The 26,673-nt window shown below is 50.7% G+C and carries 26 protein-coding genes; 12 read left to right on the top strand and 14 right to left on the bottom strand.

Translation table 11 applies throughout. The features are described from left to right. The first annotated feature begins 16 nt into the window (after positions 1 to 16). Positions 17 to 2,215 carry a neutral/alkaline non-lysosomal ceramidase N-terminal domain-containing protein gene (locus ACY2RQ_RS17510; RefSeq protein ID WP_490114289.1) on the top strand — a complete coding sequence of 733 codons (2,199 nt, stop codon included), beginning with the start codon at positions 17 to 19 and terminating at the stop codon, positions 2,213 to 2,215. 38 nt (positions 2,216 to 2,253) lie between these two features. Here ACY2RQ_RS17510 and ACY2RQ_RS17515 read toward each other — a convergent pair whose 3' ends face one another. Next, entirely contained in the window at positions 2,254 to 2,835 is a 582-nt protein-coding gene (locus tag ACY2RQ_RS17515) for a DUF2147 domain-containing protein (RefSeq protein WP_490114290.1), read from the bottom strand. Positions 2,836 to 2,965: 130 nt separating this feature from the next. On the opposite strand from ACY2RQ_RS17515, the gene ACY2RQ_RS17520 reads away from it, so the two are divergent. The 3 genes from ACY2RQ_RS17520 to ACY2RQ_RS17530 all read left to right on the top strand — a co-directional run bounded on the left by ACY2RQ_RS17520 (position 2,966) and on the right by ACY2RQ_RS17530 (position 5,683). After that, positions 2,966 to 4,282 carry an OmpP1/FadL family transporter gene (locus ACY2RQ_RS17520; protein ID WP_490114291.1) on the top strand — a complete coding sequence of 439 codons (1,317 nt, stop codon included), beginning with the start codon at positions 2,966 to 2,968 and terminating at the stop codon, positions 4,280 to 4,282. 105 nt (positions 4,283 to 4,387) lie between these two features. Continuing rightward, the gene (locus tag ACY2RQ_RS17525) at positions 4,388 to 4,705 is read left to right on the top strand and encodes a BolA family protein (RefSeq protein ID WP_490114292.1); all 318 of its coding nucleotides are present in this window, start codon (positions 4,388 to 4,390) and stop codon (positions 4,703 to 4,705) included. A gap of 462 nt (positions 4,706 to 5,167) precedes the next feature. Beyond that, complete coding sequence (locus ACY2RQ_RS17530) at positions 5,168 to 5,683, top strand: hypothetical protein (RefSeq protein WP_490114293.1); 516 nt, start codon at positions 5,168 to 5,170, stop codon at positions 5,681 to 5,683. Positions 5,684 to 5,750: 67 nt separating this feature from the next. On the opposite strand, the gene ACY2RQ_RS17535 is transcribed toward ACY2RQ_RS17530, so the two are convergent. Further along, positions 5,751 to 6,374, bottom strand: a complete 624-nt coding sequence (locus ACY2RQ_RS17535) for a phosphoadenosine phosphosulfate reductase domain-containing protein (protein ID WP_490114294.1) — start codon at positions 6,372 to 6,374, stop codon at positions 5,751 to 5,753. Positions 6,375 to 6,529: 155 nt separating this feature from the next. On the opposite strand from ACY2RQ_RS17535, the gene ACY2RQ_RS17540 reads away from it, so the two are divergent. From ACY2RQ_RS17540 to ACY2RQ_RS17550, 3 genes are all read left to right on the top strand, one after another. Then, on the top strand, positions 6,530 to 8,341 hold the full coding sequence (locus tag ACY2RQ_RS17540; RefSeq protein ID WP_490114295.1) for an ABC transporter ATP-binding protein: 1,812 nt from the start codon (positions 6,530 to 6,532) through the stop codon (positions 8,339 to 8,341). 293 nt (positions 8,342 to 8,634) lie between these two features. Continuing rightward, positions 8,635 to 9,075 (top strand): hypothetical protein, encoded by a 441-nt coding sequence (locus ACY2RQ_RS17545; protein WP_490114296.1) that lies wholly within the window; start codon positions 8,635 to 8,637, stop codon positions 9,073 to 9,075. A 44-nt stretch (positions 9,076 to 9,119) separates the two neighbouring features. Further along, positions 9,120 to 9,305, top strand: a complete 186-nt coding sequence (locus ACY2RQ_RS17550) for a hypothetical protein (protein WP_490114297.1) — start codon at positions 9,120 to 9,122, stop codon at positions 9,303 to 9,305. A 222-nt stretch (positions 9,306 to 9,527) separates the two neighbouring features. On the opposite strand, the gene ACY2RQ_RS17555 is transcribed toward ACY2RQ_RS17550, so the two are convergent. The 5 genes from ACY2RQ_RS17555 to ACY2RQ_RS17575 form a co-directional block, all read right to left on the bottom strand. Next, the gene (locus ACY2RQ_RS17555) at positions 9,528 to 10,661 is read right to left on the bottom strand and encodes a hypothetical protein (RefSeq protein WP_490114298.1); all 1,134 of its coding nucleotides are present in this window, start codon (positions 10,659 to 10,661) and stop codon (positions 9,528 to 9,530) included. A 179-nt stretch (positions 10,662 to 10,840) separates the two neighbouring features. After that, positions 10,841 to 13,354: a glycerol-3-phosphate 1-O-acyltransferase PlsB gene (plsB, locus tag ACY2RQ_RS17560; protein ID WP_490114299.1), complete on the bottom strand. Its 2,514-nt coding sequence runs from the start codon at positions 13,352 to 13,354 to the stop codon at positions 10,841 to 10,843. A gap of 169 nt (positions 13,355 to 13,523) precedes the next feature. Continuing rightward, positions 13,524 to 13,919, bottom strand: coding sequence for a hypothetical protein (locus tag ACY2RQ_RS17565; RefSeq protein WP_490114300.1), 396 nt, complete (start codon positions 13,917 to 13,919; stop codon positions 13,524 to 13,526). An 8-nt stretch (positions 13,920 to 13,927) separates the two neighbouring features. Beyond that, positions 13,928 to 14,779 carry a putative RNA methyltransferase gene (locus ACY2RQ_RS17570; protein WP_490114301.1) on the bottom strand — a complete coding sequence of 284 codons (852 nt, stop codon included), beginning with the start codon at positions 14,777 to 14,779 and terminating at the stop codon, positions 13,928 to 13,930. 86 nt (positions 14,780 to 14,865) lie between these two features. Further along, positions 14,866 to 15,654, bottom strand: a complete 789-nt coding sequence (locus ACY2RQ_RS17575) for a hypothetical protein (RefSeq protein WP_490114302.1) — start codon at positions 15,652 to 15,654, stop codon at positions 14,866 to 14,868. Positions 15,655 to 16,079: 425 nt separating this feature from the next. On the opposite strand from ACY2RQ_RS17575, the gene ACY2RQ_RS17580 reads away from it, so the two are divergent. Together ACY2RQ_RS17580 and ACY2RQ_RS17585 are read left to right on the top strand one after the other, a co-directional pair. Next, entirely contained in the window at positions 16,080 to 16,295 is a 216-nt protein-coding gene (locus ACY2RQ_RS17580; RefSeq protein ID WP_490114303.1) for a hypothetical protein, read from the top strand. A 79-nt stretch (positions 16,296 to 16,374) separates the two neighbouring features. Continuing rightward, positions 16,375 to 17,853: a ubiquitin carboxyl-terminal hydrolase gene (locus ACY2RQ_RS17585; protein ID WP_490114304.1), complete on the top strand. Its 1,479-nt coding sequence runs from the start codon at positions 16,375 to 16,377 to the stop codon at positions 17,851 to 17,853. Here the strand turns inward: ACY2RQ_RS17585 and ACY2RQ_RS17590 are convergent. Both ACY2RQ_RS17590 and dapE read right to left on the bottom strand, forming a co-directional pair. Continuing rightward, positions 17,816 to 18,433: a hypothetical protein gene (locus ACY2RQ_RS17590; protein WP_490114305.1), complete on the bottom strand. Its 618-nt coding sequence runs from the start codon at positions 18,431 to 18,433 to the stop codon at positions 17,816 to 17,818. The two genes, ACY2RQ_RS17585 and ACY2RQ_RS17590, sit on opposite strands and share 38 nt — an antisense overlap. Before the next feature lie 56 nt (positions 18,434 to 18,489). Continuing rightward, on the bottom strand, positions 18,490 to 19,662 hold the full coding sequence (gene dapE, locus ACY2RQ_RS17595; RefSeq protein WP_490114306.1) for a succinyl-diaminopimelate desuccinylase: 1,173 nt from the start codon (positions 19,660 to 19,662) through the stop codon (positions 18,490 to 18,492). A gap of 173 nt (positions 19,663 to 19,835) precedes the next feature. Between dapE and ACY2RQ_RS17600 the strand changes: the two genes are divergently transcribed. Then, positions 19,836 to 20,147 (top strand): hypothetical protein, encoded by a 312-nt coding sequence (locus tag ACY2RQ_RS17600; protein ID WP_490114307.1) that lies wholly within the window; start codon positions 19,836 to 19,838, stop codon positions 20,145 to 20,147. Positions 20,148 to 20,207: 60 nt separating this feature from the next. On the opposite strand, the gene ACY2RQ_RS17605 is transcribed toward ACY2RQ_RS17600, so the two are convergent. After that, complete coding sequence (locus ACY2RQ_RS17605; RefSeq protein WP_490114308.1) at positions 20,208 to 20,597, bottom strand: DUF2721 domain-containing protein; 390 nt, start codon at positions 20,595 to 20,597, stop codon at positions 20,208 to 20,210. A gap of 173 nt (positions 20,598 to 20,770) precedes the next feature. Between ACY2RQ_RS17605 and ACY2RQ_RS17610 the strand changes: the two genes are divergently transcribed. Further along, positions 20,771 to 21,838 (top strand): alpha/beta hydrolase, encoded by a 1,068-nt coding sequence (locus ACY2RQ_RS17610; protein ID WP_490114309.1) that lies wholly within the window; start codon positions 20,771 to 20,773, stop codon positions 21,836 to 21,838. Between the two features lie 98 nt (positions 21,839 to 21,936). Then, entirely contained in the window at positions 21,937 to 22,899 is a 963-nt protein-coding gene (locus ACY2RQ_RS17615; protein WP_490114310.1) for a hypothetical protein, read from the top strand. On the opposite strand, the gene ACY2RQ_RS17620 is transcribed toward ACY2RQ_RS17615, so the two are convergent. From ACY2RQ_RS17620 to nth, 4 genes are all read right to left on the bottom strand, one after another. Next, positions 22,896 to 23,873: a hypothetical protein gene (locus tag ACY2RQ_RS17620; protein ID WP_490114311.1), complete on the bottom strand. Its 978-nt coding sequence runs from the start codon at positions 23,871 to 23,873 to the stop codon at positions 22,896 to 22,898. The genes ACY2RQ_RS17615 and ACY2RQ_RS17620 overlap by 4 nt on opposite strands. A gap of 152 nt (positions 23,874 to 24,025) precedes the next feature. Next, on the bottom strand, positions 24,026 to 24,922 hold the full coding sequence (locus ACY2RQ_RS17625; protein WP_490114312.1) for an ion transporter: 897 nt from the start codon (positions 24,920 to 24,922) through the stop codon (positions 24,026 to 24,028). A 125-nt stretch (positions 24,923 to 25,047) separates the two neighbouring features. Beyond that, complete coding sequence (locus tag ACY2RQ_RS17630; protein ID WP_490114313.1) at positions 25,048 to 25,992, bottom strand: DUF547 domain-containing protein; 945 nt, start codon at positions 25,990 to 25,992, stop codon at positions 25,048 to 25,050. 25 nt (positions 25,993 to 26,017) lie between these two features. Continuing rightward, positions 26,018 to 26,656, bottom strand: a complete 639-nt coding sequence (gene nth / locus ACY2RQ_RS17635) for an endonuclease III (protein WP_490114314.1) — start codon at positions 26,654 to 26,656, stop codon at positions 26,018 to 26,020. Between the last annotated feature and the right edge of the window lie 17 nt (positions 26,657 to 26,673).

Genomic DNA, 26,673 nt, shown 5'->3' on the forward strand with positions numbered 1-26,673 from the left:
CGTTTAAGGAATAAGGATGGAAAAGCAGGATATTCGACCTCCTGTTATATCGGACTCAGGTATGACCCTGATACGCGCTATTCTCGCTGGTTGGCTGGTGCTTTTTATGCCTTTGGTGGGTAAGGCTGAGTGGCTGGTTGGGGTTGGAAAGTCCGATACCACCGGCCCTGCCGTCGGGGTTGGTATGGTGGGTTATGGCTGTGCTGCCCAGGTTTCTTCAGGCATTCATGACCGTCTGTGGGCCAGGGCATTTATTGTTGCAGATGCCCGGAGTGGCCAGCGACTGGTGCTGGTGGCCTTGAATGCAGGTATGGTGTTTGGGGAGGTGACCCGTGAGGTGGCCAGGCAACTGCAGACACTGTTTGGCCCCAAATACCGGGAAGAAAATCTGTTGATTGTCGCAGACCATACCCACAGTGCTAATGGCGGTCAGAGTCATCACTTGTTATTGAATCTTGGGGCGGGTGATTTTCATCGGGATGCCTATGATGCCCAGGTGAATGGCATTATTGATGCTGTCCGTCAGGCCCACAGAAGTCTGAGGCCCGGACGGGTGCTGATGAATCGTGGAGAGCTGATTGATGCCAGCGCCAACCGGGCCGGGGCAGCATTTTCCCGTAATCCGGAATCCCGTTTCCTGGCCCATAGCCATGATACGGAAATGGTGGTGCTTCGCTTTGAACAGCAGGGGCAGGCCGTGGGTATGCTGGGCTGGTTTGCCACCCATGGTGTCTCTTTCCCGATGGAGAACACACTGCTGTCCGGTGATAACAAAGGCTATGCTGCCTGGCGTATGGAGCAGACTCAGTCCCCCGGCTTTGTAGCAGCTTTCCCCCAGACCAACGCGGGGGATATGACTCCAAACCTTAACCTGGATGGTACAGGCCCGGGGCGTACCCCTGAGGAGAGTGCCCGAATTATCGGAGAGCGCCAATACCGCACAGGCCGGGCTTTGTTTGAAACTGCAGTGGAAGAATTAACCGGAGAACTTTTATCTATTCATGATTATGTGGATTTCTCTCGAGTCTCTGTAGAGCCGATTTTTTCCGGCCTGGACTACATCAGGCAGACCTGTGATGCGGGTACTGGGCGGGGTTTTATCGCAGGAACACCGGATGGTCGGCCAACCCCCTGGCGCTGGCTTTTCAAAGAAGGGCAGAATACCGGAGGCTGGCCGGCCAGTGATATACTGCGCTGGTTGTCCGGCGCGGATGCCGAGATTGATGCCTGCCAGTTTCCCAAGTCGGTACTGGTGTCCCTTAATGCGGTTCAACCAAGTCCCTGGTTTGAGACGATTTTAAAAAGCGTGATTGGTTACGGAGTACCCCGCCCGATACTTCGTTTCCCCTGGATGCCCAGGGTTCTGCCGGTTTCCCTGTTGAAAATGGGAACACTGGGTCTGGTGAGCGTTCCCGCTGAGTTTACTTTTATTGCCGGTAAGCGTTTGAAAAAGGTTGTTGCTGACGTGGCCGGTGATCGGTTCTCCCATCTTATACTGGCCGGTTACGCCAATGATTACAGCCTTTATGTAACGACACCGGAAGAGTATCAGGCACAGCTTTATGAAGGCAGCGCGACACTGTTTGGCCCATTAACTCTGCCAGCTTATCAGCAGACCTTTTCCAGGCTGACAGGACAGTTGCTGTTTCCGGAAGAGGTGGAGTCAGAAACCGTTGAGAACAAGGCTTATCCATACAGGCTGGATGACTATTACGAACAGCAGAAGGTACCGTTTATTCCATGTCCGGGTACAAGGGCGGATCATGGTAAGCCTCTTTCCCCTGTTCCAGGGCAGGTGTGGGCCGGGCAGACGGTATCTGCCTGCTTTACCGCTTCACACCCCAGACTGGCTGTGCGTCAGTTGGCAACTTTTATGACTGTAGAGCGTTACCAGCCGGAAACCCGGACGTGGATAGTCGTGGCTACTGATGATCACTGGGATACCCGGTTTCACTGGCGGGAAAGACGGAAAGGAAGTGAGCTGGAGACGGCGGGAACCGCCTGTGTGGAATGGGTGACTCCCCTGGACCAGCAGGAAGGTGTGTACAGGTTAAGCCACCAGGGATTATGGCGAAATCCTTCGACAAACCAGCTGCAGCCTTATCAAGGGTATTCTCGGCCATTTTTCGTGTTTTATAAAAGCCAGGCGGCGTTGGTTATGGTTGAAGCCAGAAGGATGATAAGTATTACGGCTCCCGGTCGGTCTGCTGGTTGAACTATTCATCTCATCATTCATCAGCAGCTTCAGGCAGTTTATAGGCGTTTATGGGCGCTTGGCTGCCAGTAATCCTTATCCAGGCAGACAAAGTCCGTTTTATAAAACGCGCAAATCTCCAGAGTGCTGTTGGCCAGCCTTTTCAAACGTACTTCTGGTTCCCACCCCCGATCTGGGTCCAGCCCATGGCCATACCAGGCTTTTTTCTTCGGGTTCCATTTCAGGCTGTGCATCACCCGCATGCCCAGTATCGGCTGATTATGCCGTTCTCCACTACAGGCTGTGCAGAGTATGCCCTGATCCTCGGGCTTATGGTGAATCACGATCCGGGCCTCAAGAGTATCAGGGTCATCTGAAGCCTGGATATGAATGGTTGTGTCCAGATTCTTCTGCTTGTCATAGATGTCCCATAGGCCCGTCAGGGCATCTGCCGGTGTGGCTGCGTAAAGGAGGGCAGGAGTAATAAGTATGCCGGCAAAGGTGGCCGCAGTGCTGGCCAGCACAGGCTTTAACGCAGAAGTGAATGCCGGAAACGGGTTCGGGAAGCGCTTTGTCAAACGCTGCTTGGCCATGTATGTCAGAAAGTTATATTTCAGAAAGTTACTACGGACTCTGGTCACAGATTCGTCCTCTTTGCATGGTTTTCTGGGCCGCAAGTGTAGACCCTTCCTTGAGAAAGGCTCATATGCCATCTATACCCTCTGCCGCATTCTTGGTTCCTGTGTTTATTTCACAGAAGGGAGTACGTTCGTGCAAAAAAAGACGAATCAGTTAGGCAGAGCGATTGTGTTGCTTATGGGGGTTGCATTTGGAGCAGGGAGCTACCAGCAGACGCAGGCATCAGGAATTGCTGTTGATGAAATGTCTATACGTCGGCTAGGGGATGGCTTTTCCGGAGGAGCGGCCCAGAGTTCTGATGCCAGTGTTGTCTGGTATAACCCGGCTGCCATGATGCGTCTGGATAAGATGGAGTTGGCCGGCGGGGTTGTTTCTGTTCCTCACCAGATCAAGTTTGATGGCACCGTTATCAATTGGGACGGAGATCCTATGGTTGGCCATAACAAGGTATGGAAGGGGGCGGATTTTATTCCCGATTTTTATCTGGTACTTCCGCTGTCGGAACGTTTTCGTCTGGGTTTTGGTCTGAACTCTCCCTGGGGCAATGCCACGAAGTTCGACAGGGAGTGGATAGGCCGGTATCAGTCTGTAAAAAGCGAACTGAAAACCATCAATATCAGTACGGTTATCAGCTGGCAGATGACCCCTGACCTGGCCGTGGGTGGTGGTTTTATGAGTCAGTACGGTGATGGGGAAATTGCCCAAAACGTGCTGGTGAATGGTGAGCCGGAAGACGACGGCTATTTCAAGAGTACCGGAAATGGCCTGAGCTTTGGTCCTGTGGCAGGTATTTATTACCAGCCGACCGATGACTGGGAACTGGGGATTATGTACCGTGGCGCTATTTTCCAAACCATGAAAGGCAAGATGAGCGTTGAGTTCCCGGATAATGAAGTGATGAGAAAAATGCTTCCGGCCATCTATGAGAAACGGAACAGTAAGCTGAAACTGCACTTCCCGGAAAGCGTCGCACTCAGTACTATTCATTATGTAACACCGGCCTGGTCGTTGAAGGCGGATGCCACCTGGACCCGCTGGAGCCGGTTCGACGCCCTGACTTTTAAGCCAAAGCAGGAAGGGGAGCTGGTCACCACCCAGACCCAGGTGATGGACTGGCATGATATCTGGCGTTTTGCCCTGGGTACTGAGTATCAGCTGAACTGCTGCTGGTCCATCCGTGGCGGTATTGCCTATGATGATTCTCCCACTCCGAACCATACGGCAACTGTCGATTTTGCCCTGAATGACTACCGCTCTGTTTCTATTGGTGCTACCTGGCAGGCCAGTCCTTCGTTCTCCCTGGACTTTGCTGCCCAGCACACCTGGACCACCCGGCGTTATGTGGTTCAGCCCATTGAAAACCTTCAGGGATATGTTGCTGCCCATGCCCAGGGTACGGTTATTAACCGCATTAACAGTCTGGGTATTGGCCTGCGCTGGCGTATTTAAGTGTGGGTAGTCTCCTGGTGAATTTTACTTATCTCAACGCCGCTGCCATGTGTTCGTGTTAGCATAACAGTGTAAACTGTTAGATTAGTAGGGTTGCAGGCAGAGATGGAAGTTCAGAACAGGATTCAGAAAAAGCTGAAAGAGGCGTTTCGGGCAGAACATCTGCAGCTTGATAATGAAAGCTACATGCATAATGTTCCGGAGGGCTCCGAGACCCATTTCAGGGTGGTGCTGGTCAGCCCGGATTTCACCGGGCAGATGCCTGTGAAGCGGCACCAGCAGGTTTACCAGGTACTGGCTGAAGAACTGGAGCAGGGCGTCCATGCCCTGGCTCTGCATACTTATACCCCGGAGGAATGGGAGCGGGTGCTCCGGCAGGCTCCCGAGAGTCCCAACTGCCTGGGTGGCGGCACTCACGGATAAACGCTATTTACTGACTACGGCTTCATACAGCGTTATATCAATCCTCGTGGGTTCTGTTCTCTCCTCCTGCAGATGTGGGGTCAGGGCAGAGCTTTCGCGGGATGCTCTATTCCTTTTTGTTGTGCTTTGTCACCCTCTCCGACCTCAGGTTTGTTGACCTGTGTCATCCAGATAATAATTACCTTATTCCGAGTCCTTGATCCTGTGTACCAGTAAGACAGCCCGTCTGACAATCTTGTTATGTTGGGTTTCCCCCTGTGCACGAACTTACCCACTGAAATACAGTCCAAGCATCTGTAAATGGGAGTCATCATTGGCTGTATAGAAACAGGAAATATAAGGCAGGATTTAATGGAAAAGTACTACAGATTTATAGCGTTGGCACTGTCGTTGGCAACCTGTACAGAAGAGGCTCTGGCGAATAATGCAGAAAATTCAATAATAGAAGGCGCTTGCAGTACGATGTTCATAACTGGACCTTCCCCTTTCCCTATCAGCGCTGATCCCGATGAGGCTGTTCGTCTTGAAACAGAAGCTTCTTACTATCTCAAACTGCGGTTGGGAACAGAGGCCTGGCAACATCTGAGTAACTGGCAAAAGATTATCCGGGACACAGATGGCAACAATAGCAACAGTTGTTTGCAAAATGGGTTTTGCCAGTTGAGCAGTACTGTTAAGGCTCTGAGAGGTGCTTTTCAGACCGCGATGAATGAAAGCGCATCTCAGCTGGATGATCTTTACAAAGGTAAGTACGGTAACACACAGATTGTCAGAAGTTTTCTGGATTATGTTCTTGCAATAGAAGTTATGAGGGATTACGACTGGTTCGCATACTTATTGTCTGGTTACGGGGAGTCGGAAACAGTATCCAACTGGGCTGCTATCAGCCTCCAGCTGGATCAGAAACAAACTCTGTTCGATTACTGGCACAAAAATGCCATCGAGTATTCCAGAGGAATGTGTCTAAAGGCTCTTTAGTCTTATAGATAGAGAAATCCCCGGCTCGCCCGGGGATTTTTATTGGAGCCTTTTTGCTATCTCAATATTAACGGGTGGTATGCAGCCCGCACTCCCGGTTTCCGATCACTTTGGTGGGATCAAAGTAATCTTCTTCAATGGGCAGATCATTGCCCACCAGATATTCTTCCAGTTCAAGTTCTGTCCAGTAGAAAAGAGGCGCGACACGCAACAGGCCATCCTGGGTTTCTGTCAGGATATCCAGGTTCTGGCGGAAGGCGGTCTGTTCCTGGCGAATGGCCGTCAGCCATACATCCGGGGCATGCTCTTTCATGGCCCGGGTAAAGGGTTCAAGTTTCACTTCCTGGGTAAATGTATCGTGTTCGGGAGTATCCACTTCAGGAATATTCCCCAGGGTCGCTTCACGGTAAGCCCGGCTGTACTGGGGATGGTAAACGTGGATGTTCAGGTTAAGGTCGCGGATCAGCTTTTCGGCGAACTGATAGGTGGCCGGAGTACCATAACCGGAATCAATCCAGACCACGGGAATATCGGGCATGACCTGAACTGCAAGGTGTAGAATAGCAGCTTCATGGGGGCCGAAGTTGGTGGTGATAATAGGCTTTTTAGCGGTGGCCAGCAGCTTGCAGATAATGTCTTGTGCGGGGACGTCTTTCAGTGCGGCGCTCTGTGCCTGAAGATCCTTGGTCATATCATTGTTGTCTTGGTGTGCAGGAGGCGCTCACTATAAGGCCAGCGTTACGAGCTGTCTAGCGCAGGGGTGCTGGGCGTTATGGGGAGGATATGCTCTAATACCAGAAATTATTTACAACTACACGACATAAAAAAATTAATCAGGGAGCAGTTTTGACTGATGTTTTAGTGTCCGGGCAGGTGTTCAGCTGGTCCCGAATCTGGAGGATAGCTCTGGGGTTCCGCCGAGAGCTGATTATTGCCAATATTGTGGCCGTGCTGGCAACGCTGGCCAGTGTCCCTACTCCTCTTTTGTTACCGCTTCTGGTGGATGAAGTCCTGTTGGACAAGCCAGGGCCGATTGTTAACTTTTTATCCTCTGTTCTGCCGGATTCCTGGGCCACGCCTCATATATATATCGGGCTTGTTCTGCTGTTAACGGTAACTCTCCGGCTTCTGGCGCTGGTATTTAATGTTTGGCAGAGTCGGCAGTTTACCCTGATCTCCAAGGAGGTCGTTTACCGTATTCGGCAGAGTCTGCTCCATAAGCTTGGCCGAGTGTCCCTGTCGGAGTATGAAACCCTGGGCTCCGGCTCTATTTCTTCCCGGTTTGTTACCGACCTCAATACACTGGACCAGTTTATCGGTTCAACGGTGAGCCGCCTGCTGGTGGCGGTGTTGACGATAATCGGTACCGCTATTGTGCTGCTCTGGCTGCACTGGCAGCTGGCCCTGGTGATTCTCTGTTTGAATCCTTTGGTGATTTTTATCACCGCTTCTATGGGTAAGAAGATCAAAACCCTGAAGACCCGGGAAAACAAGGCCATGGACGTATTTCAGCAGGCCCTGACGGAAACTCTGGAAGGTATTCAGCAAATTCGGGCCGCTAACCGGGAAAAACATTACCTGCACAGGCTGCTGGACCGTGCCCGGAATGTTCGTGATACCAGTACCGAATTCTCATGGCGCAATGATGCGGCAGGGCGTTTGAGCTTTATGGTATTTGTGGCCGGTGTGGATATTTTCCGGGCCACAACGATGGTTGTGGTGTTGTTCTCTGACCTGTCTATCGGGCAGATGCTGGCGGTATTTGGCTATCTCTGGTTTATGCTGACACCTGTTCATGAGCTGCTGGCCATGCAGTATGGTCTTTATTCTGCCAAGGCCGCGCTGAAACGTATCAACAGCCTGCTGGAGCTTTCCGAAGAGACATGTTACCCCGGCAAGAGCAACCCCTTTGCCGGAAAAGAAACAGTAGGCCTGGAGATTCAGGATATTCATTTTTCCTACGACGATGTTGAGGTATTAAAAGGTATCAGTCTCTCGGTAAAGCCAGGAGAAAAAATAGCACTTGTGGGGGGCAGCGGGGGAGGCAAGTCCACCCTGGTGAAAGTGTTGCTGGGGTTGTACCCGCAGAGCAGGGGGCAGGTGTTTTACGGTGGCGAGTCCCTTGAGGATATTGGTTTTGACTGCGCCCGCGAGCATGTGGCAGTTGTGCTCCAGAATCCTGCGTTGTTTGATACCTCCGTGCGGGAGAACCTGACCCTGGGTCGTGAAGTGAATGAACGGGCTTTGTGGCAGGCCCTGGAAGTGGCCCAGCTTTCGGCATTTGTCAGTGAGTTAAAGGATGGTCTGGAAACCCGGCTGGGTAACCAGGGTGTCAGGCTGTCTGGGGGGCAGAGGCAGCGCCTGGCCATTGCCCGGATGATTGTCAGTGATCCCAAGGTGGTGATTCTCGATGAAGCTACATCAGCCTTGGATACGGAGACTGAATCCAGGCTCCATGAGGCCCTGGAAAACTTCCTGGCCCGGCGGACAACAGTGATTATTGCCCACCGTTTGAGCGCGGTAAAACAGGCCGAGCGGGTATATGTGTTTGAAGGTGGGCGGATTACTGAAGAAGGCGACCATGCGCACCTGTTGAGCCGCAATGGTGTGTATGCCCGGTTGTATGGGGATATCCAGGGGCATAAAGTGGCCAGTTAGTATTCTTTCGCAAGTATTTAGTTGATCCTTCATGCTTTTTCAGAGAATGGTGACTGGTTTCACCATATGCTCATCCATACATGTCGGGTGTCTGTGCTGATGGCCACTGCATGAGTAATGAGTGCTACTGACAGGGCTATGACTGTTGATGTGAGGCAGATAGCAGATAGAGAGAGTTGAGAGTGTAAAAACAACAGGGTCAGCCTCTCTGACAATTGGTGAATTTATTTATTAAAAGTATCTCTGTTAATAAGGTAATTATTAAGAAACCAGATTTAGCAAGGAGATATGTTATGGCTGTAGGTGCTCCCTCTTCTTCAATAGTCCCTGACTATGTAAAAAATTGTAGTGTCCCGGAAAATGATGGCCCGGTGATGGCTTGCTTCCTTAGGAAAGCTGTTCGAGTCTGTACAAATGTAACTAAGCAGCTTCTTGGTGATGAGGGGCCTGTTGTCAAGACAATGCGGAAGTATCCAGAAAAGTCTGCACTGGTCTCTATGGTGATAGTGATCACAGGAATCATGTGCTTTTTCTCTGCGGCTTCTAAAATAGAAGAGTGGGATGATACTTCGCTAAAGGCGTCGATTGGTTACGCCGCTGCGGGTCTGTTTTTGTTTGCTGTTGGTTTTTTTGGGGTTGGAAAGTCAGAGATTCCTTCCCAGAATGAAGCTTTCCGGAGAAAACAGGCACAGGCACAGGTGGTAGCTGAAGAGGTAAACGATAAAGAGTCCTGAGTTCTCGTTCTCACTGTTGAGTGTGTTTAAACCAGGTGACGTTTATGATGCACCTGGTTCGATTCTTCAATTATCAATTCTTTGGAACTCATCCCCACCCCCAAGGGGCGCAAAGTACCTCGGTGATGCAGTTATTACCTTTGTTTTTCTTTTGGCAACAGCCATTGAAGGCTGGTGGTTTGTCTCTGTATGAACAATATACAGGCTGGGTGGAGGGGGTGCATTTTTGAAAAATGCTGTCACGGTTCCCCGACAAGGGTTTATGCAGGAGAATAGTGCTGTAAATAATCCTGTATCAGGAAATGCAGGTACTGATTTACTTATCATAAGCTTTCTCAATAATTTCGTCCGAAAGACGGCAATCATACCTTTCACGTGGGGATATGGGCTGACACTGGGGTTAGTGACCCTGGCAGCATGGGCAGTTTTACAGAAAGGTGTTCTGACTTGTGTCATGTGCCCAGTGTGAAACTCATAACACCAAATGCCTGGGCATTGGTAAAGCTTGCCAGTTTGTTCAGGTATCTGAGGGTGGCCCGGATGCTGTTCAGAGCGATGTAGCAGGGCATGTTTCTGTCTTCTTCCCTGGTTCCGGGAAGATAAAGATGAAATTCCTCCCCACTGCGGCTTAGCTGGTAGGTTCTGTGCTGGATGTCTGGCAAAGCATAGGGAGAGAAGCTGATCTGGAATACACTGCCATCGTTTAATTGTTCCAGCAAAGGCGTGATCTGCTCGGTCATCATCTGCACATTATGGCGGATATTGTATAAGGGAATAACAAAGCTGACATCAGTGGGGCAAGCCCTGGTTGTGCATTCCGGGTGTTCCGGTTCGACCAGGGTCGCTTCCTGCTCTATGGCCAGGTTGTCCATAATGCGTCTGTGGCCCAGTTCCAGAGCTTCCCGCAGGCGTGACTGGTAGAGGACATGGACTTTTATCTGATTTTTCAGATCACCCATTTGGACATTCGCCATTCGCATATCTGCCCGCAGGCGTTCCTTTGTATGGCTTTGCAGGGTGCTGGCAAGCTGGACTATGGCGGTAGCTGCCACCAGGGTTAAGGAGCCTTTGACCGGATGCCAGGTAAACAGCTTCCAGAGTCCGTAAGCAGCAACAGCTATTGCTCCGTAAGTGCTGATGGGGAGTCCATAACTGTTTTCCTCAATGTATTGTTGTTTCAATATTTCATGACGGGCCTGGATTTCATTGAGGCTATTTTCCATATCTTCCGTGATGATATGGTTCAGCCCCTGGGCAAATTCCTGAAGCTGTTGCAGTTGCCTGAGGTTTTCGTTATAGCGTTTTGTCTCGCTGGCAGGGGTTTGTGCAGACAGGTATTGATACCCGTTCTGGATAAATCTCAGCTCGGCAAAGAGCTGCAGGTTCAGCTGATGAAGGTTATGAAGGGGGCGCAGCTGTTCCGACCGGGACAGAACTTCGCTGTCTGCGGACAGGGTATCTCTGGACCACAAAGTGGCTGAGCTGAAAGAGAGCAGGATAATAATAACCAGCATCTGTGAGCCTGATGCTATGCGGAAGAACAGATGTATCAGTGGGTTGGAACAGCAATGAACAGAAACCGTCATGAAAACTCCTGCTGAGGCCACTGAGTCAATTACAAAATATCAACAGGCTTTGCAGATGATTCGTTGTGTCATGCTTTACAGTCTCCTTGTTTCAAAGGCTACTGCGGCATTGACTGTCTCTGTCCGTTATTGTTCCCGGGAATCAGAGGTTTTCTGTAACTTCTGATTCCCACAGTCTTTTATTGTGTCCCTTGTTCTGCAGCCCGGTTATCGGCGTTTGAATCCGGTGCCTTGTTCCAGGTGACCTGGCGAATACTGTGGCGTATTTCGCTGGGAAGCAAACGGCGTGAATCTTCCGCCATGCGGGAGACTTTATCACCAAACGTCAGTCGGCCTTCCTGATCAATTTCCAGCAGAGAGTGATCCTGCAATTCTCCAATAAAGTGTCGGAACAGGGTTTTGTCAAAGAATTCCGGAGAATTCAAACCGTGCAGTACAGACAGGCGCTGAGCCATATCCCGGCTCTGCTTCTCCAGCTCTTCGGCATCAACGGTGCCGGAACCGTTACGCAGCAGCAGGCTGATCACCACAAAGAAGCGTTCCAGGGGTTGCTGGATAGCCCGGGAAAGAATGGTCAGGGTGATAAATTCGGTGCTGCCCGAATCAGGGCGGGTAAATTCATCATTGTGATGGGCCAGCAGGCCGGTTTCGGTCAGGGCTTTCAGCCACTGGTCAACGATACCTTCCAGCTCCTTTTCCTCCCAGCGCAGGAATAATTCCGCCTTGATATAGGGATAGAAAGTAGTGCAGCATGCCAGGATTTCCCGGTGGGTCAGCTGGTGGGTCAGGGAGAACAGGCGGCAGATGAGTGACGGAATCGCCAGCAGGTGCAGAATGTTGTTCCGGTAGTAGGTCATCAGTACGGAGTTGCGTTCATCCAGGCAGATGATGTCACCCAGGCTGTCGGACTTCCGTTCAACCATCTTCAGAGCTTCAACCTGTTGCACCATGGCCTGGCCGTCGACATCGGAACGGGTGATATAGCTGCCGTAGGGTACACGGGCCATCAGGGTGTTGATGGCATTCAGCAGCAGTACCAGTTCTTCTTCCCCCAACGCCTGACGTGGCGTATTCAACAACACCATCGCTACCATATTGACGGAGTTAATGGCCGAAGCGTTGTTGATATGGGTGGCCACCCGAGTGCTGAGCTGGTCGGTTACGTCTCGGAGCCACTCCGGACGGAAGTCCTGGTCGTATTTCTGTTCCTGCCAGTCGGGCTGGAGCTGATTCAGGAAGTCATTCAGGCGAATGGGCTCACCGAAGTTAACATAGGCGTGTCCAAAGTTCTCTTTCAGGGCCGAGACCGTGCGGAATATATCCAGGGGAGACTCTTTCTTCTTCTGCTTGCCCCGCAGTTCGCCCATATAGGTGCTGGATTCCAGAACCTTTTCATAGCCCACATACACCGGAACCAGGGCGATGGGCTTGTTGTGGCTGCGGAGATAGCTGCGCAGCATAATGGAGAGCATGCCGGTTTTTGGTTTCAGGGTCCGGCCGGTGCGGGAGCGTCCGCCTTCCACAAAAAACTTTGTATGGACACCCCGGGTAAACAGGATATGCAGGTACTCATGGAACACCGAGGTATACAGGGGGTTGCCCTTAAAACTGCGGCGGATAAAGAACGCGCCACTACGGCGAAGAATAGAGCCGACAACCGGCATATTCAGGTTAATGCCCGCAGCGATATGGGGAATCTGCAGCCCTTTGTAATAGAGCACATAGGAGAGCAGGAGATAATCGATATGGCTGCGGTGGCAGGGCAGGTAAACAATCTCATGGTCTTTAGCCAGGTCCCGTACCTGCTCAAGGTGATTGATCTCTACTCCGTCGTATATTTTATTCCAGAACCAGGACAGCAGCATATCCATAAACCTCACGACGGGGTATGAGTAGTCAGAGGCTATCTCATTGGCGTACTTATGGGCCCGCTGGTGGGCCTTCTCCTGGCTGATATTATGGTCAGCCATCTCCTTTTCTATGGCCCGGCGGATCACGTCCGAATCCACCAGACTGTCCACCAGGGTACGCCGGTGGGAAAGGTCCGGTCCGTTAACGGTGGTGTGCAGTTGACGGAAGTGTACCCGCAGGATGCGGTTGATCTTGCGTAGAGTGCGGGCGTCGTCCTGGCCTTCGTCGACCAGTTCCCGCAGGGACATAGGCTGGTTAAAGTGAACAAGGGTCTGGCGGCCATGGAAAATCACCGCCAGGAATTTCTTGAAGCGACTGCCGACATTGTAGTTCCAGGCGAACAGCAGCTTGAACGCTGACTGTTCCTTGTCTGGCCGGCGTCCCCAGAAAATACTGACCGGCACAATCTGTGCGTCAGTGTCCTTGTTTTTACTGATGGCTTCGGTCACCCGGGTCAGGCGGGGAGAGATAAACATTCTTTCCCGCTGAATAATCAGCCCTTCCGGCCGGGCCAGAAAGAAATAGGCGTGTGGCTCATCAATGTCCTTGCCCTTTAGCTGTTGGTAAGGACTGGGCAGACCGGCTTTACGACACTCCCGGTCCAGAACCAGCAGGTCGGACAGCGAACGGGTGCGCAGAACATAGAGCAGCGGTTTGCGGTCGTCCTTTTCGTTATCGGGCAGTTGAGGCAGCGACCCCTGTACGGATGTCCTGACCCACAGGAACATCAGGCGGCGCAGAAAGTTAAAAAGATATCGGCTGATACTGACGGTATTGTCCATGCTTATTGATTCAGGTCTGACGCATCACGCGTCATTAAAGTTATGTAACAGGATTATAAAAACAGTCAGGCATTCTAACACCTTCCTGGGCACCGGGAATTGACCCAGTGTGTAGAATTCAGGGGCATAAATCTGCCATTACTCTAGGAAGAGCACTCTGGCAGGTCGTTCAGGAAGGCCAGTCGATCAGCTTCTCGGAACCATCTTCGGCCACCTGCAGCCACTCATCCATATTACCCGCTCCTTCGAGCCACAGGGATGCGTTGCAGCGAATCTGACATTTCAGGTAACCGTGGGCATTCCGGGCGCATTCCGCGTCTGTACTCCAGGGAGTGGCTGGGGAGTTGAACCAGAGACTGGTCCAGGCTTTACCGGAGGCATTCTCAACGATATTCACCGGAATAGAGGCGTTTTCCAGGTTGACTTCCAGGGAGTGACTGCGGCCATGGGTGTCCGGTTCAGTGCAGCTGTCGAAGCAGGAATCCAGCCATTCCAGAAGCGTCTCCAGAGTCTGCCCTTTGACATAAATTTCGATGTCTGTGTGGGAATTGTGCTCTGTATCCATGGAAAACCTCATAGATCCTTGGTTTTGTGGGAGGGAATATAGGTAAACGAGTACAGGCGTATATCTAGCCGGCAGCTCAGGCTGTTAAGTTGCTCCAGCCGGCCCTGTTGTCCGGGGTTAATGTGCCAGAAGTGCGGGGTCATCGCCAGAAGATCCATAATGGTTTGCGAGCCTTCGACAGATAAAACATCAGATACCGTTTTTTGTTCGGCCAGGCGAAAGTCGTACGGTAACTGTGCCAGCAGTTTATCTTCCGGATAAGGGCGTATATTGTCGTAAATTTTCTGGCGCAGTTCCAGCAGATGGTCTGGCCCCGGCCCCAGAACCAGGACATGGCCGCCGGGTTTCAGCAGCCGGGCGAACTCCTGCCAGTCGATACGGGAAAAAATACTGATAATCAGGTCTGTGTTGTTATCCAGCAGGGGAATGTCCGCGACACTGGCTACCAGCCACTGAATGTCCTTGGTACGACGGCAGCAGGCCTGAATCGCCGGGCGGGAAATATCAAAACCGGTTATGTCTGCCTGTGGCAGTAGCCGGGCCAGTCTGTGGGTGTAATAACCTTCCCCGCAGCCCGCGTCCACGATACAGGGGGTCTCTATACCTTCAAGGCATTCCTGAGCCGCTTGTTCTAGCGCTGTCACGGGTGCCTGGTAAAGCCCGGTATCCAGAAACCGGCTGCGGGCCCGTACCATCTCTGGGTTATCGCCGGGGTTGGCGCTGCGCTTCTTGTGGCCGGGGAGCAGGTTGAGATAGCCCTGTCTGGCACGGTCAAACCCGTGGCCACTGGCGCATTCGGCACCTTTTTCAAGGGCTGTTAGGGGCTGTCGGCAATTTGGGCAGCGTAAGAGGGATGGCATTATCGAAACAGTTACAGCTAGGGGAAACCCGCTAGTTTACAGGGACAGGGGCGAACCTCAAACTTTCCATAAGACAACAGGATTTATTACTGGATTGTACATTTGCCTGTTTGTGGTTCCGGGATTAAAACGGGAGGGATCTCCGCGGGGGTTCCAGAGGTTTTTTTTATAATCTGTTCCTTTGCCTGTGGTGCCTCAGGGAGTTTTCCTTGAACAAAAAAATCTTCGATGGGTATGCTGTAGTCTTTGCCGTCTTTTCCTTTTATAGAGAAGTCAAGTTTCCTTCTCAAACGGCCGAAAGGTTTGTCCATATAGACAACCGAACTGAAACCGATCACTTCTATATTGCTAACCTCCTCTGTCAACGCCTCATAGAAACCTTGAATGACTTCTGTGCTTTGTCTGCAGCAGATGAAAAGATCAACCTGGCTGGCTTTCACTTTACTGCCTGAAAGAAAGCTGGATATTGTCAATCCCACATCATTTGCAGTATCGGCATCAACGGTACCGGGATTCAAAGGGCGTCCTCCCAGCTCGGTATGCACCATTGAGGGGGGGCCCATTTCAAAAGATATGTTGCCTGAAGGTGAACCATGAGCATCGATAATGATCCTTCCATTAAAATTCAGCCCTTCGCCACTTCTTCTCAGTAGCGCTAAAAACCTTTGAGATCGTGCAATAGACTCATTTTCTGCCACGCTCAGAAAAGGCTTTCCCGCCAGTGTGGAGTCAAGGGCGGCATAATCAATAAAGCCGATGGCAAATTCCGGCTTTTGCATCATTCTGTCTGTATAAAGAAACTGTACCTGTTGCCATGTCGAGATAAGGAGGGGGCGATCATCAAAAGCAATTTCATTGCCCAGATAATCCAGCATACGTATACCGGCAGAGGCAGGTTGGGAGGACAATAGAACGAGAATGGTAAGTCTGTATAAGGAGTGGTAACCGCAGAGCATCTCCCGGCTCCTTTTTTAGCGCCTGTGGTTGCTCAGGTCTTTAAGACTTTAGAGACATGCCTTTAACCCGAATATTTCGCATTACAGCGTTAACAAGTTTAGCCTCATGCCGCATGGTGAGGGAGAATATCCGGCAAAGAGTATTTGATATCAAGGGGAAATCCTTTTCCGGGGTAGAGGTGGCTTGTTCTTATTGATAAGAAGGATGAAGCGGACAAAGCCTCTTTGGTTTTCACAGATAAAGGGCATTTTTCCTATCAGGATTGTTTATCCTGCTCCCACTTGGGATATGTATGGTCGGGCGATAAGTTATTATCCGTGTGCGGAGTGAGGACTTTGATGTCGTGGCTGAATATGGGACATTCTCTGATTTTGACGCAGCTGTTATGGATAATGACTGTTTTCTTCACAGTTCTTCCCGGCTGTTGTCTGAGCGAGATAACACTGACATAACCAGAATGGCTTCAGATCATAATGGATTACCGGTTTCCGATTATGCCTGCGACCCCTTCCAGGTCAATGACTCCACCCACTGGGGGGAAAGGGAAGCCAGTTTCTGAGGCAAGGGCCTGCTCCTGTCCGCCAGAGTTTTATTTCGGAGGGAAGTTGTTAGTGCCTGTTATTTCCAGAGTTACAGTCATGGCCTGGAAAAGTGAATCGCCCTGTATTGATGTTTGCTCTTCTGAAACCACCTGGTCTGCAGCGAGGAAAAAAGATAGTTGGTTCTCTCCACCTGAAAGTAAACGACTGCGACTTGATATCGGGTGTGGAACAGTCCCAATTTCAGACAAAAATATCCCTGCTACTGTCTCTGCTACTAAAGGAGCAGAAGAAGAGCCGGAGGTAAACAAGTCTTGTGATGATAAGCCGGAGCCCAGGGTTTTAAGGCAAAGGTCTGTTCAGGAAAAGAAACCCAAAGCTAAACGTAAACCCAAAGCATCGGGACTGGAAAATAAAGGTCTTCATACCTGCTTTATCAACAGTGGTTTGCAGCTGCTGGGGGGGCATCTTTATAGCGGCTGTTCCGGCGACGAGCAGGATTCATGTGAGGGTGAATATGAGGGAAGTCTTAAGACATTACAGGCCAGAACCCGGGCTTTGTGCCGCGCTCTGTCAGTTGGAGAAACGGATGCAGGGGTAATAACTCTGCGACAGCGAGCGTTTTTCTCCAGTTATCACCGTTTCGGCTGGGACACCGGCAGAGCTATACCCAGGAAAATTTTTAAAAGCAAACCCTCGCCTGATCCGGAGCAGATATCCAGGCCAAAAGAGGATCAGGATGCCCATGAGTTTGTCGCTGATATCTGTGACACTCTCGTATTAGAAAATGACAGGGAGCGTACTCTGATTCAGGCCAGTGTAGTCAGGCTGAAAAAAGGTGGTAGAGAACGGCTGTGTAAACCTGTCGGGCAGAATGAATGTACCGCTATTATTTCCCTGGCTGTGCCGGAAGGGCCGGGGCAGACACTGCAAAGTTGTATCGACAGTTTTCTTCGCAGCGAGCAGCTCAGTGAGCACAACAGGTATGGCTGGAGTGATGAAGAACTGAAACAGGCGGGGTTATGGCCGGAAGGCAGCACCCGCAAAAGGAAAAGGCTGGATGTTATAAGGCAACAGGCTCTGCTGGGTACGGTGGATGAGAAACAGCTGCTCTTTCTGCACCGGGGGCAGCAGATGCCTGGGAAACTGCTGCTGCATATGAAACTGTTTTCCGTGGATTACACTTCAGGAAAAACCATACCCCGGGCAGAGGATGGAAAGAGTCTGTTCCACAGCGTGGAAGATGGGGTTGTTATTCCTTCCTGCCCGCTTGAAGACGACAGTGTTTCACTGAATATCGATTGTCAGCCTGTATGCCGAAAATACAGGGTCGCCAGTGTCATCTGCCACAGGCCGACCGGAAGAACAGGAAGAGAAAGGGCGCATTATCTTGTGGTCAGGTTTGAGCAGGGGAAGCCAGTGATTTATGACGATGCGGAAGTAATAACTCTTGAGGATATGGGACTGAATCATCTCCATGAACTGGCGGATAAGCGGGATTTTTACGGTTATGTTTACGCTCTGCAGGCGGTGGATGAGCCTAAGGCTGAGACTGTCCAGGAAACAATGGAAGAATAAGGCCCGGTTTCCACTGGCTCTGACGCTTGAGCTGGTTGCCCAGAAGAGTCAACAGTTTCCAGCCGTTGTGGTTATTCTGTTCAGTTTTCCACTGTTCTGAATATTCAATCTTGAAAATATTGCCCCGGCTGTCTCGCAGGTAGCTCACCATACCCTGGTAAACCGGCCCGGCATCCCCCTGGCCGGGTCCTGGCACAGTGTTGCGAAAGTGGTCATGGTAAACCGCAGCTACATCCAGGTTTCGGGGAACGGTGAATGATGCGTAGGCAACATTGTTGCGGGATCTGGTTCTGACGCCTTTGGGTTCTGATGCCTTGATAGAGGCTGTTTCTTCATCCCAATACAGATACCCCACATTCTCCATATTCCGGCTGGTATTTTCCGGCAGTCCGCTGAGCAGGGCGACGGCTAACCGGTCCATTTCTGGCGTGGCAATCACATTAAACGCAGGGTCAGACCGGCCCGCTGTTGGCGACGGCAACTGGAGGACAAAGTCAACTTCATCTGTTTTCTGAAATATCAGGTAACTGCTGGAAGCCAACAGACAAAGAGAGGCGAGTAGGGCGGCGGACTTTTTCACAGGTCACTCCGATAACGTCTTCCTTAGCTATCGGCGACCTGGTGTTTATTTAAAGGTCAGGCTTTGCTCTGGCACAGAAGGTTCACCAGTATTTGTTGGTAAATCTCTGACAGGGTATCCAGTTCTTCCGCTTTTACCCGTTCATTAACCTTATGGATAGTGTCGTTGCAGGGGCCGAGTTCCAGAACCTGGGCCCCGGTTGGGGCGATAAACCGGCCATCGGAGGTGCCGCCGGCGGTGGACAGCTCGGTTTCGTAGCCACATACCGTGCGAATGGCCTTGACCGTGGCTTCCACCAGTTCCCCTTTGGCTGTGAGGAAGGGCTGGCCACTCAGGTTCCATTTTATTGAGTATTTCAGGCCATGGCGGTCCAGCAGCTCTTCGAATTTCTGGCGCAGGCCGGCATCGGTCTGTACTGTGGAGAACCGGAAATTGCAGACAATATCCACGGCCCCGGGAATCACGTTAGTGGCACCGGTACCGGCATTGATATTGGAAATCTGGAAGCTGGTGGGAGGAAAGAACTCATTACCTTTGTCCCACTCCGTTGTGGCCAGTTCGCTGATGGCCGGTGCCGAGGTATACACCGGGTTTTCGGCAAGATGGGGATAGGCAACATGGCCCTGGATGCCTTTGATTGACAGTTTCGCCCCCAGGGAGCCACGGCGACCATTCTTAATGACATCTCCCACTTTGTGGGTACTGGAGGGTTCGCCCACCAGGCACCAGTCAATTTTCTCTGAACGGGATTCAAGGGCCTCAACCACTTTTACGGTGCCGCAGGTGGCGGGGCCTTCTTCATCGCTGGTAATCAGCAGGGCGATAGAGCCGGGGTGGTTCGGGTTAGCTTCAATAAAGGCTTCAATAGCGGTAATGATAGCGGCAATACTGCCTTTCATATCTGCCGCGCCACGACCGCAGAGGAAGCCTTTATGGAGAGTGGGTTCAAAAGGGGGGAACTGCCACTCATCTTCCGGTCCAGAAGGGACTACATCGGTATGGCCGGCAAAGACAAACAGGGGGCCGGAGTCCCCTCTACGCAACCAGAGGTTGTCGGTATCGCCATGATGGTCGCTGTAGCGCATATGCTCAGCTTTAAAGCCAAATTTGCCGAGCCGATCAGCGAGCAGCTGCTGGCAGCCGGCATCTTCCGGCGTAACTGACGGACGGGAGATCAGCTCACAGGCCAGTTCAAGGGTGGGAGAAAGGGTAGAAGACGGTACGGACATGGGCTGTTTTTCTGGTTCTGTTTTGCGGGAATGATACCAGAAGAATAGGCGGGGCTGGGTTCTGAGTTTGCTTCCAGTGACTTTTCTGCTCCATACTGTTTGGAATTCGTACAAAATCTTGGAATTATTAGAGTTGTAATAACGAAATGATAAGCGCTTAAGGGATTTCACTCATGAACAACACTCAGCTTCTGCTGACTTATTTTCCGGAGATGTTCGCGGCGGTTCAATGTAGCCATGCCCGTATTTATGTGGGTGTGCTGGAGAAGGAAACGGAGGGCATGTACCAGATAGGGTGGGCCATGTACCTGTTTGATGATGCCGATCACTCGGTGGCTTCGGAGGAGAAGCCTCTGGTGGATGTGAAGGATCTGTCTCTTTCTCCCGATGAACTGAACGCCGTTCTTGACGCGTTCCAGGCCCTGTCATCCATTTATGGGGATGATGATGTCTCCTGTAACTATAAGCTGATTATCAGTCACTGAATCTGTCCCTGGGGGCAGGCTGTCAGCCTGTCCCCAAAGCCCTTTTTTTAGTCTTAAAAACTACTCCATATCATGCATCTGCATATCCAGCGCGGCGGTGGAAATATGAATCTCCAGGGCGCAGAATAACAGGGATACCAGCAGAAACAGCAGGCTGGCCCCGAAAATCAGTACAGCCGCCGATTCCAGTTCCAGGTAAAGCAGGAACATATCAAGCACGCACAAAATGAAACTGATAATGCCCATACCCTGCATGGACTTGATCAACATCAGGCGTCGCCTCAGGTTGCTGATCTGATCAGGGAGGCGAGGGTTATGTGGGTTGGTCTGAAATTCCCGGTGCAGGCTGCGAATTAAGGACGCAAGAGCAAGAAACTTATTGGTGTAGGAGAGAAACAACAGGGAAATGGCGGGGAAAAACAGAGCGGGAGTGGTAAGAGTTAATTGCATGGTGTTTGATAAAACGGGAGAAAAAAGAGGAAAGTGGTTGAGCTGGACGTTGATGATTGCCAGGCAAAAAAGTAGCGATTGGAGATCAAATTTTATAGTGATATAAAAGATAGTAAAAGCTTATAAATAAAACATATTGGGCGTTTTTCATCAGATGTCCAGCGGGGGGATACATGTTTGAAGCTTTAAAATCAGGATTGGCACGGGCCATTGTAAGTCTGCACTCTCCTCATTCTGCCTGGCTGGGAATGGACAGGGATATTCGCAAACTGATGAGCTTTTTAGAGCGTTTTCCCAGCCCTGAGCAGCAGACTCACGTCAAACTTCGACGATCTTACCGCTTAAGCACATCATTGTGGAACCTTCCCCGGGAACAGGGACTCTCAGTATGGGAAGAACAGATAGACGAGAATGTGACATTACGCTGGTACCAGCCTGTGAGTGGTGCCGAGCAGGGGCTGGTGTTCTTCCATGGTGGCGGCATGATGCTTGGTGATCTTTACACCCATGACCGTTTCTGCCAGCGGATCGCGAAAAAGCGTTGTATGACTGTGGTGGCTGTTCACTACCGGCGGGCACCGGAACACACCTATCCCTGTGGCGCGGACGATGCCGTGCGGGCATGGAATCATGTTGCCAGCCAGTGGCAGGCCCTGAATAAAGAGCTGCGACATCTGGGAGTCGGCGGTGACAGCGCAGGTGGTTATCTGGCGACCATGCTGTGTCAGCAGGCTGTACGCCCAGGGCTGTCTGTACGTCCTGCAGTTATGCCTGCCTGGCAGTGGTTGCTCTATCCGGTGGTGGATACTACGGACAACACCAGCGATTCCTGGGTAACCTACTGCCATAGTCTGCTTCTTACCAGTCCGATGATGGCAAAGTTTATCGACGCTTATGTGCCTGACCCGCAGCAGAGAGCATTGCCAGAGGTTTCCCCGGCCCGCACGTCCGCAGATGTTCTGGCCCAGATGCCGCCTGCGGTTATTGTTACGGCGGAATATGACCCTCTGAGGGACCAGGGTATCGCCTATGCCCGTTTACTCCGTTCCGCTGGTGTGGCTGTGGTGGCCCACCACGAATCCAAGCTGCCCCATGGTTATATCCATTTCCCCGGCTTGTCTGACCTTGCGTCCCAAGGGGTGGAAAAAGCTATCAGCCTTATTGATATGGTCTGCCTGCAGGCCAGAAGAACCCTGCCGGGGCAGACTAAAGACACGGATACGGAAAAGGAGAAAGCGTAAACCGGTAACCGTCTGGTTTGCTGTACTGATTGTTCTTCCGGAATTTTATCTGGTATCGGGGTTCTACGGTTTCAAGAAGAAATCTGGATGGATGTGTTATGCGTCGTACTCAATCTGAACGTTCAGAGATATATCTGCCTCCCGAAAAACTAATGAAAGCAGATGATCCGGTGACTTTAAATGGAAGGTCGCTGTCTCCTGTCGGATCTGAGGATTTGCTCAAATCTTCAGACCCTGGTTCAGTGAACCTTCAACAGGCGACGTTAAGATTGAGCGCCTCAGAAGAGAAGTATTATATGAACTCGCTTCAGGTGCAGAACGTTTACTGCCTTGCAGACCCTGATATTTTTCTGAATTCCCCTTCAGGTCATCAGGCAGCTCCCTTTCCTGAGAAAACCCCTGTCAAGAAAAATTCATTTGTTGTTGAGCAAAAGAAGGAAGGTCTGGTTGTGACAACAAAGCATGGTCGTATGATCCTTGATCGGGGTAATATTTTTGCGCCACCTCCATACAGGGCGGCATTTATTATTACCATGGTTCTGGTTAATGAATCTGACTGTACGGCTAGCCTTGACTGGATTTATTACAGACTGGGTCTGTATTTCCCCTATTATGGCAATACTGTATTGAAGAGATTGAACAAGCAAAGTCTTAAGCAAGAATTAAACAAATCGCTCTGGTTTCAATATATTCAGGCGCAGGGTATCTGGACATTCAGTTCTATTGGTCTGGAGTTAGCGGAACATTACGCCAAGCAGCTCCAGTGTATTTATAACCGGAACCAGCTTCTTGCACATACACCCCTGACAACCATGATTTTCCAGGCCCTGGCCGAAGCCGACAACCCTCTTACCTGCCAGGAAATCGCAGGTATTATTGTTCAGAAATATAAGCATTTTCAAAACAATCAGGAGATGGTTTGGTTGAATACCCAGCTGCGGACAGTGTTGATAAAGCCCCAGACGCAATTTGCTCCGCAGCCGGGCACCAGGAAGGGTAAAAGTGTGACTTTGTGGAGTCTTTCTGGCCCGGAGGGTAGTAAATCTACTAACCCTGTTTAGAGCTGACAGGGCTCCTGGCGGCCCTGAAACAGCGCCATTTTCAGGGCCGCAGGTGCCGCAAAAGAAGAACCCCGTAAAACTTTCCAGAAAGTACCTGGATACTCTTGCTTCTGGTTGTTCAGATGGCTGGTCAGCTGGTACAAGGGAATATCCACGCATTTGTCTCCATCCAGATCATAACCGAGGGGCTGGCCCTGGCTGTTATCAATACGCGTTAGCTGGTAGGCGGCGCGGGCATAGGTATCGACAAAAACATTGTTGGCCACAAAGTGTTCCAGTTCCTGTTCTATGGCACCAACGGTGGTGACTCCCAGAGCAAAGGAAAAGGTATTGATCATGCCCCGGCCACCATTGCCGGCAATGGTGTAAACCGTTACGCCTTTGGCTGCCAGTGCTTCCAGTTCCTGGATAATATGCCAGGTATCCCGCCACACCGGAGACTGTTTACCCATTTCCCTGATCTGCTCTTTGTAGCGTTCAGCATTCTCTTTGCGCAAAGGTTGTTCAAATATGCTGATCAGGGTTGAGGACTCCCAGGACAGTACCAGGGCATCCAGTTTCTGCAGTTCCATACGGGTATTGATTTTGCGCAGATTGCTGAGGATTTCAGCCATAGGTGCCCGGTTATCCCGGATGGGGTAATTAATAAAATTAATATTCCGGTGGGCCGCCAGCATACGCACAAGGTCACCGTGGTAGAAAGGTTCTTCCTGGTCATCGTCATCAATATCCACCATGCCGTACAGGGCCAGATGATGGGTTCGCTGTTCTTCTGTGACAAAACCTTCGGCGGGAGGAAAGAAGCGGTCCAGTATAGCGACCCGGTAGGTCTGCACAGATTCGGGTGATGCGCTGGTAACCGCCAGGGAGATGTCGGAAATCTGTACAAAGAAAAGAGCTGTTAACAGGAGTGGGAAGTATCGCGCCAGGGAATGGAAAATCCGGTGGGGGAAAGAGAGCATTAGCCAGCGCATAAAATCTCCAATACCAGGTCATGATGCTGTAGTGCATCAGAATGTATCGGCTACGCTGACTTGCCCTGAATCAGAAAGCTCTGAATCAAAAAGAAAGGCTCAACTATGACAAGTGTGTGAAGTTTTTATGACGTAGTTTTTATGAAGAAACTTTACGCTTCTGCCTGTACGTCCTTCAAAGAATCCCTGCTTTTTCTTCTTATGTTATCTGTATTACCTGTACTGCTTTCTGGCTGCGTCTGAACATTATGTTCAGTATATGGCGGCCTGTGTATAAGGGCTTCCCTGAGTAAGCGGATTTCACCTTCAAGGCGTTCTACGGCCAGCATTTCATCGCTCTTGACCAGCTTTTCTGCCTTTTTGGTTTCCGCTTCCAACACATTGACAACAATACCGATCACCATATTAAGAAAAGCAAAGGCTGTGAAGAAAATAAAGGTGAGATAGAAAACCCAGCTCATGGGGTAAACGGCCATGGTTTCGTACATGACATCGGTCCAGTCCTCAAAGGTCATCACCCGGAACAGGGTCAGCAGGGAAATGGCGATATCCCCCCAGAGATCGGGATTGATAGACGCGAAGAAGGTACTGCCGATAGCTGCATAGATATAGAAGATGATAAACATCAGCATCAGCACATAGCCTAGCTGGGGCAAGGCTTTGATCAGGGAGTTCAGCAGAATCCGGAGTTCGGGAATAATGGAAACCATCCTCAATACCCGGAAAATCCGGATCAGGCGACCAAGTATGGCCACTTCCGAGTTTTCAATGGGCACCAGGCTGACAACAACAATAATTGTGTCAAACAGGTTCCAGGGATCATGGAAAAAGCGTTTCTTGTTTTCTTCCCCCCAGAACCGGAAGCCCAGTTCAATCACAAAGAAAATTGTAACGATAAAATCCAGGCTTTTCAGGACTTCCAGCCAGACAGGGTCAAGGGAAAAGGTACGTGCACCGATCAGTACTGCCGAAAGCACAATGATGGAGACGACAAAAAATTCAAAGGTACGGCTGGCTTTCAGCTGTAACACACGGGACTGCAGAGACAAGACTCCGACCTCATATAGTTATCATATTTTGTTCAGGTATTTATCTGCGCAAATGATAACCAAGAGGACAGGAATGGCAATAGAGCAGAATACCCTGTGTCCCTGGTAACCTTGTTCCTGTCTTCTTAGAATCCTTCCTGCCGGGAATCGTTTAACCCCCAGTCATATTGATAGCTGACAGAACTCTGGGAGTTGCGTTGAAACTCTTTTAATTGGTTGGCCAAAGAGGTTTCGGCATATTTTGCCAGATGGGCAATCAGTTGCTGCTGATTGCCAAAATCTTCCCTATACCAGCTGTATATTTTTGACAGATGCAGAGTGTCGCCTTTCAGCTCTATGCCTTTTTTCTGGTTGATATAACGGCTAGAGGCCTGTTCAAGCAGTTGCTGGTGATTGTCCCCCGTCCAGGCCTGGGGCAGAAGGTCTGGGCAACCCAGGCTGGCACAATTGACCGCGTAGTGAATACGGGCATCTTTCCAGATGGGGCGCAGAATCCGATGTTCAATATCATTCAGACTGAGTTCCTGACCTGCGATAGTGATAATTTCGTTATCCCAGGGACCAAAACCAAAGAAACTGCCGATGGAGCGGATGGAATCGGTGGGATAGTTCTCCAGAATCAGTTGCACGGTCAGGGCGTTATAGAGGTTGACCCAGTAGGCAAACTGCTCGTTTCTATTGAAGCGTCTGGGATCTTTGCTGGCAAGTGTTTGAATATAGTTATCTAGATTTTTCCGGGCTGCTGGGGAGACGGCCTGGTAATTCACTAGAAACATGCCGGTTTTGTCGTCTTCTTTAACATGCTCTTTTAAAAAACTGTTCCAGGCGTTGTGATCAATAATCAGTGTGCTGGAGGCACTATGGGGTTCCCAGAACGACCAGAGATCGGCGGAGGGTGCGGCTCTCAGGGATGAAGCCAGAGAGAGCAAACATGCCACCAATATGAACGGTAGATTTTTCCTCAAGTTTGTTCTGGTAAAGAAGGCTTTTATCAGCATGGTCATGGTAAATATGGAATACCCCGGTTTTTCGTGAAGATACGTATCCTTCTTTATTTCGGATTCATTCACGATGTGCCCTGCCGGATTATATTTTTCAGCAGTATTTGTCCTTCTCTTTAAATTCACAAAGATCTTCAATACGGCAGGAACCACACAGGGGCTTGCGGGCTTTGCACACATAGCGTCCGTGCAGAATCAGCCAGTGGTGGGCATCCAGCAGAAACTCTTGCGGCACCAGCCGGATCAGCCGTTTCTCCACCTCCAGAACATTCTTTCCCGGGGCAATGCCTGTGCGGTTGGATACACGGAAAATATGAGTGTCTACAGCCATGGCCACTTTCCGGAATGCGGTATTTAAAACCACGTTGGCTGTCTTGCGGCCAACGCCGGGGAGAGCTTCCAGTTCTTCCCGGGTTTCCGGGATTTCGCCATTATATTTCTCCTCCAGAATGGAGCAGGTCTTCATTACATTCTCGGCCTTGGTATTAAACAGGCCGATGGTTTTAATATACGACTTCAGCCCGTCAATCCCGAGATCAAGGATGGCTTGGGGAGTGTTGGCTACAGGGTAGAGTTTGCGAGTGGCTTTATTCACACCAACATCCGTAGCCTGAGCGGACAGCAGTACCGCTATCAGCAGCTCAAAAGGGGTGCTGTATTCCAGTTCTGTCTGTGGATTGGGGTTATCTTCACGGAGGCGTTCAAAAATTTGCTGGCGTTTGTCCCTGTTCATTCTCTGCTCGGCATCAG

It is taken from the genome of Parendozoicomonas sp. 209JJ7-1, from assembly GCF_058147085.1.

Bases quoted from the DNA above. Each gene is read 5' to 3' on its own strand.
- ACY2RQ_RS17550 (WP_490114297.1), top strand. From the start codon at position 9,120: ATGATGCACCTGGTTCGATTCTTCAATTATCAATTCTTTGGAACTCAT.
- ACY2RQ_RS17565 (WP_490114300.1), bottom strand. From the start codon at position 13,919: ATGGATACAGAGCACAATTCCCACACAGACATCGAAATTTATGTCAAA.
- ACY2RQ_RS17585 (WP_490114304.1), top strand. From the start codon at position 16,375: ATGGCCTGGAAAAGTGAATCGCCCTGTATTGATGTTTGCTCTTCTGAA.
- ACY2RQ_RS17620 (WP_490114311.1), bottom strand. From the start codon at position 23,873: ATGCGCTGGCTAATGCTCTCTTTCCCCCACCGGATTTTCCATTCCCTG.
- ACY2RQ_RS17530 (WP_490114293.1), top strand. From the start codon at position 5,168: ATGTTCATAACTGGACCTTCCCCTTTCCCTATCAGCGCTGATCCCGAT.
- ACY2RQ_RS17575 (WP_490114302.1), bottom strand. From the start codon at position 15,654: ATGCTGGATTATCTGGGCAATGAAATTGCTTTTGATGATCGCCCCCTC.
- ACY2RQ_RS17600 (WP_490114307.1), top strand. From the start codon at position 19,836: ATGAACAACACTCAGCTTCTGCTGACTTATTTTCCGGAGATGTTCGCG.
- dapE (WP_490114306.1), bottom strand. From the start codon at position 19,662: ATGTCCGTACCGTCTTCTACCCTTTCTCCCACCCTTGAACTGGCCTGT.
- ACY2RQ_RS17605 (WP_490114308.1), bottom strand. From the start codon at position 20,597: ATGCAATTAACTCTTACCACTCCCGCTCTGTTTTTCCCCGCCATTTCC.
- ACY2RQ_RS17525 (WP_490114292.1), top strand. From the start codon at position 4,388: ATGGAAGTTCAGAACAGGATTCAGAAAAAGCTGAAAGAGGCGTTTCGG.
- ACY2RQ_RS17535 (WP_490114294.1), bottom strand. From the start codon at position 6,374: ATGACCAAGGATCTTCAGGCACAGAGCGCCGCACTGAAAGACGTCCCC.
- ACY2RQ_RS17610 (WP_490114309.1), top strand. From the start codon at position 20,771: ATGTTTGAAGCTTTAAAATCAGGATTGGCACGGGCCATTGTAAGTCTG.
- ACY2RQ_RS17570 (WP_490114301.1), bottom strand. From the start codon at position 14,779: ATGCCATCCCTCTTACGCTGCCCAAATTGCCGACAGCCCCTAACAGCC.
- ACY2RQ_RS17510 (WP_490114289.1), top strand. From the start codon at position 17: ATGGAAAAGCAGGATATTCGACCTCCTGTTATATCGGACTCAGGTATG.
- nth (WP_490114314.1), bottom strand. From the start codon at position 26,656: ATGAACAGGGACAAACGCCAGCAAATTTTTGAACGCCTCCGTGAAGAT.
- ACY2RQ_RS17555 (WP_490114298.1), bottom strand. From the start codon at position 10,661: ATGACGGTTTCTGTTCATTGCTGTTCCAACCCACTGATACATCTGTTC.
- ACY2RQ_RS17615 (WP_490114310.1), top strand. From the start codon at position 21,937: ATGCGTCGTACTCAATCTGAACGTTCAGAGATATATCTGCCTCCCGAA.
- plsB (WP_490114299.1), bottom strand. From the start codon at position 13,354: ATGGACAATACCGTCAGTATCAGCCGATATCTTTTTAACTTTCTGCGC.
- ACY2RQ_RS17545 (WP_490114296.1), top strand. From the start codon at position 8,635: ATGGCTGTAGGTGCTCCCTCTTCTTCAATAGTCCCTGACTATGTAAAA.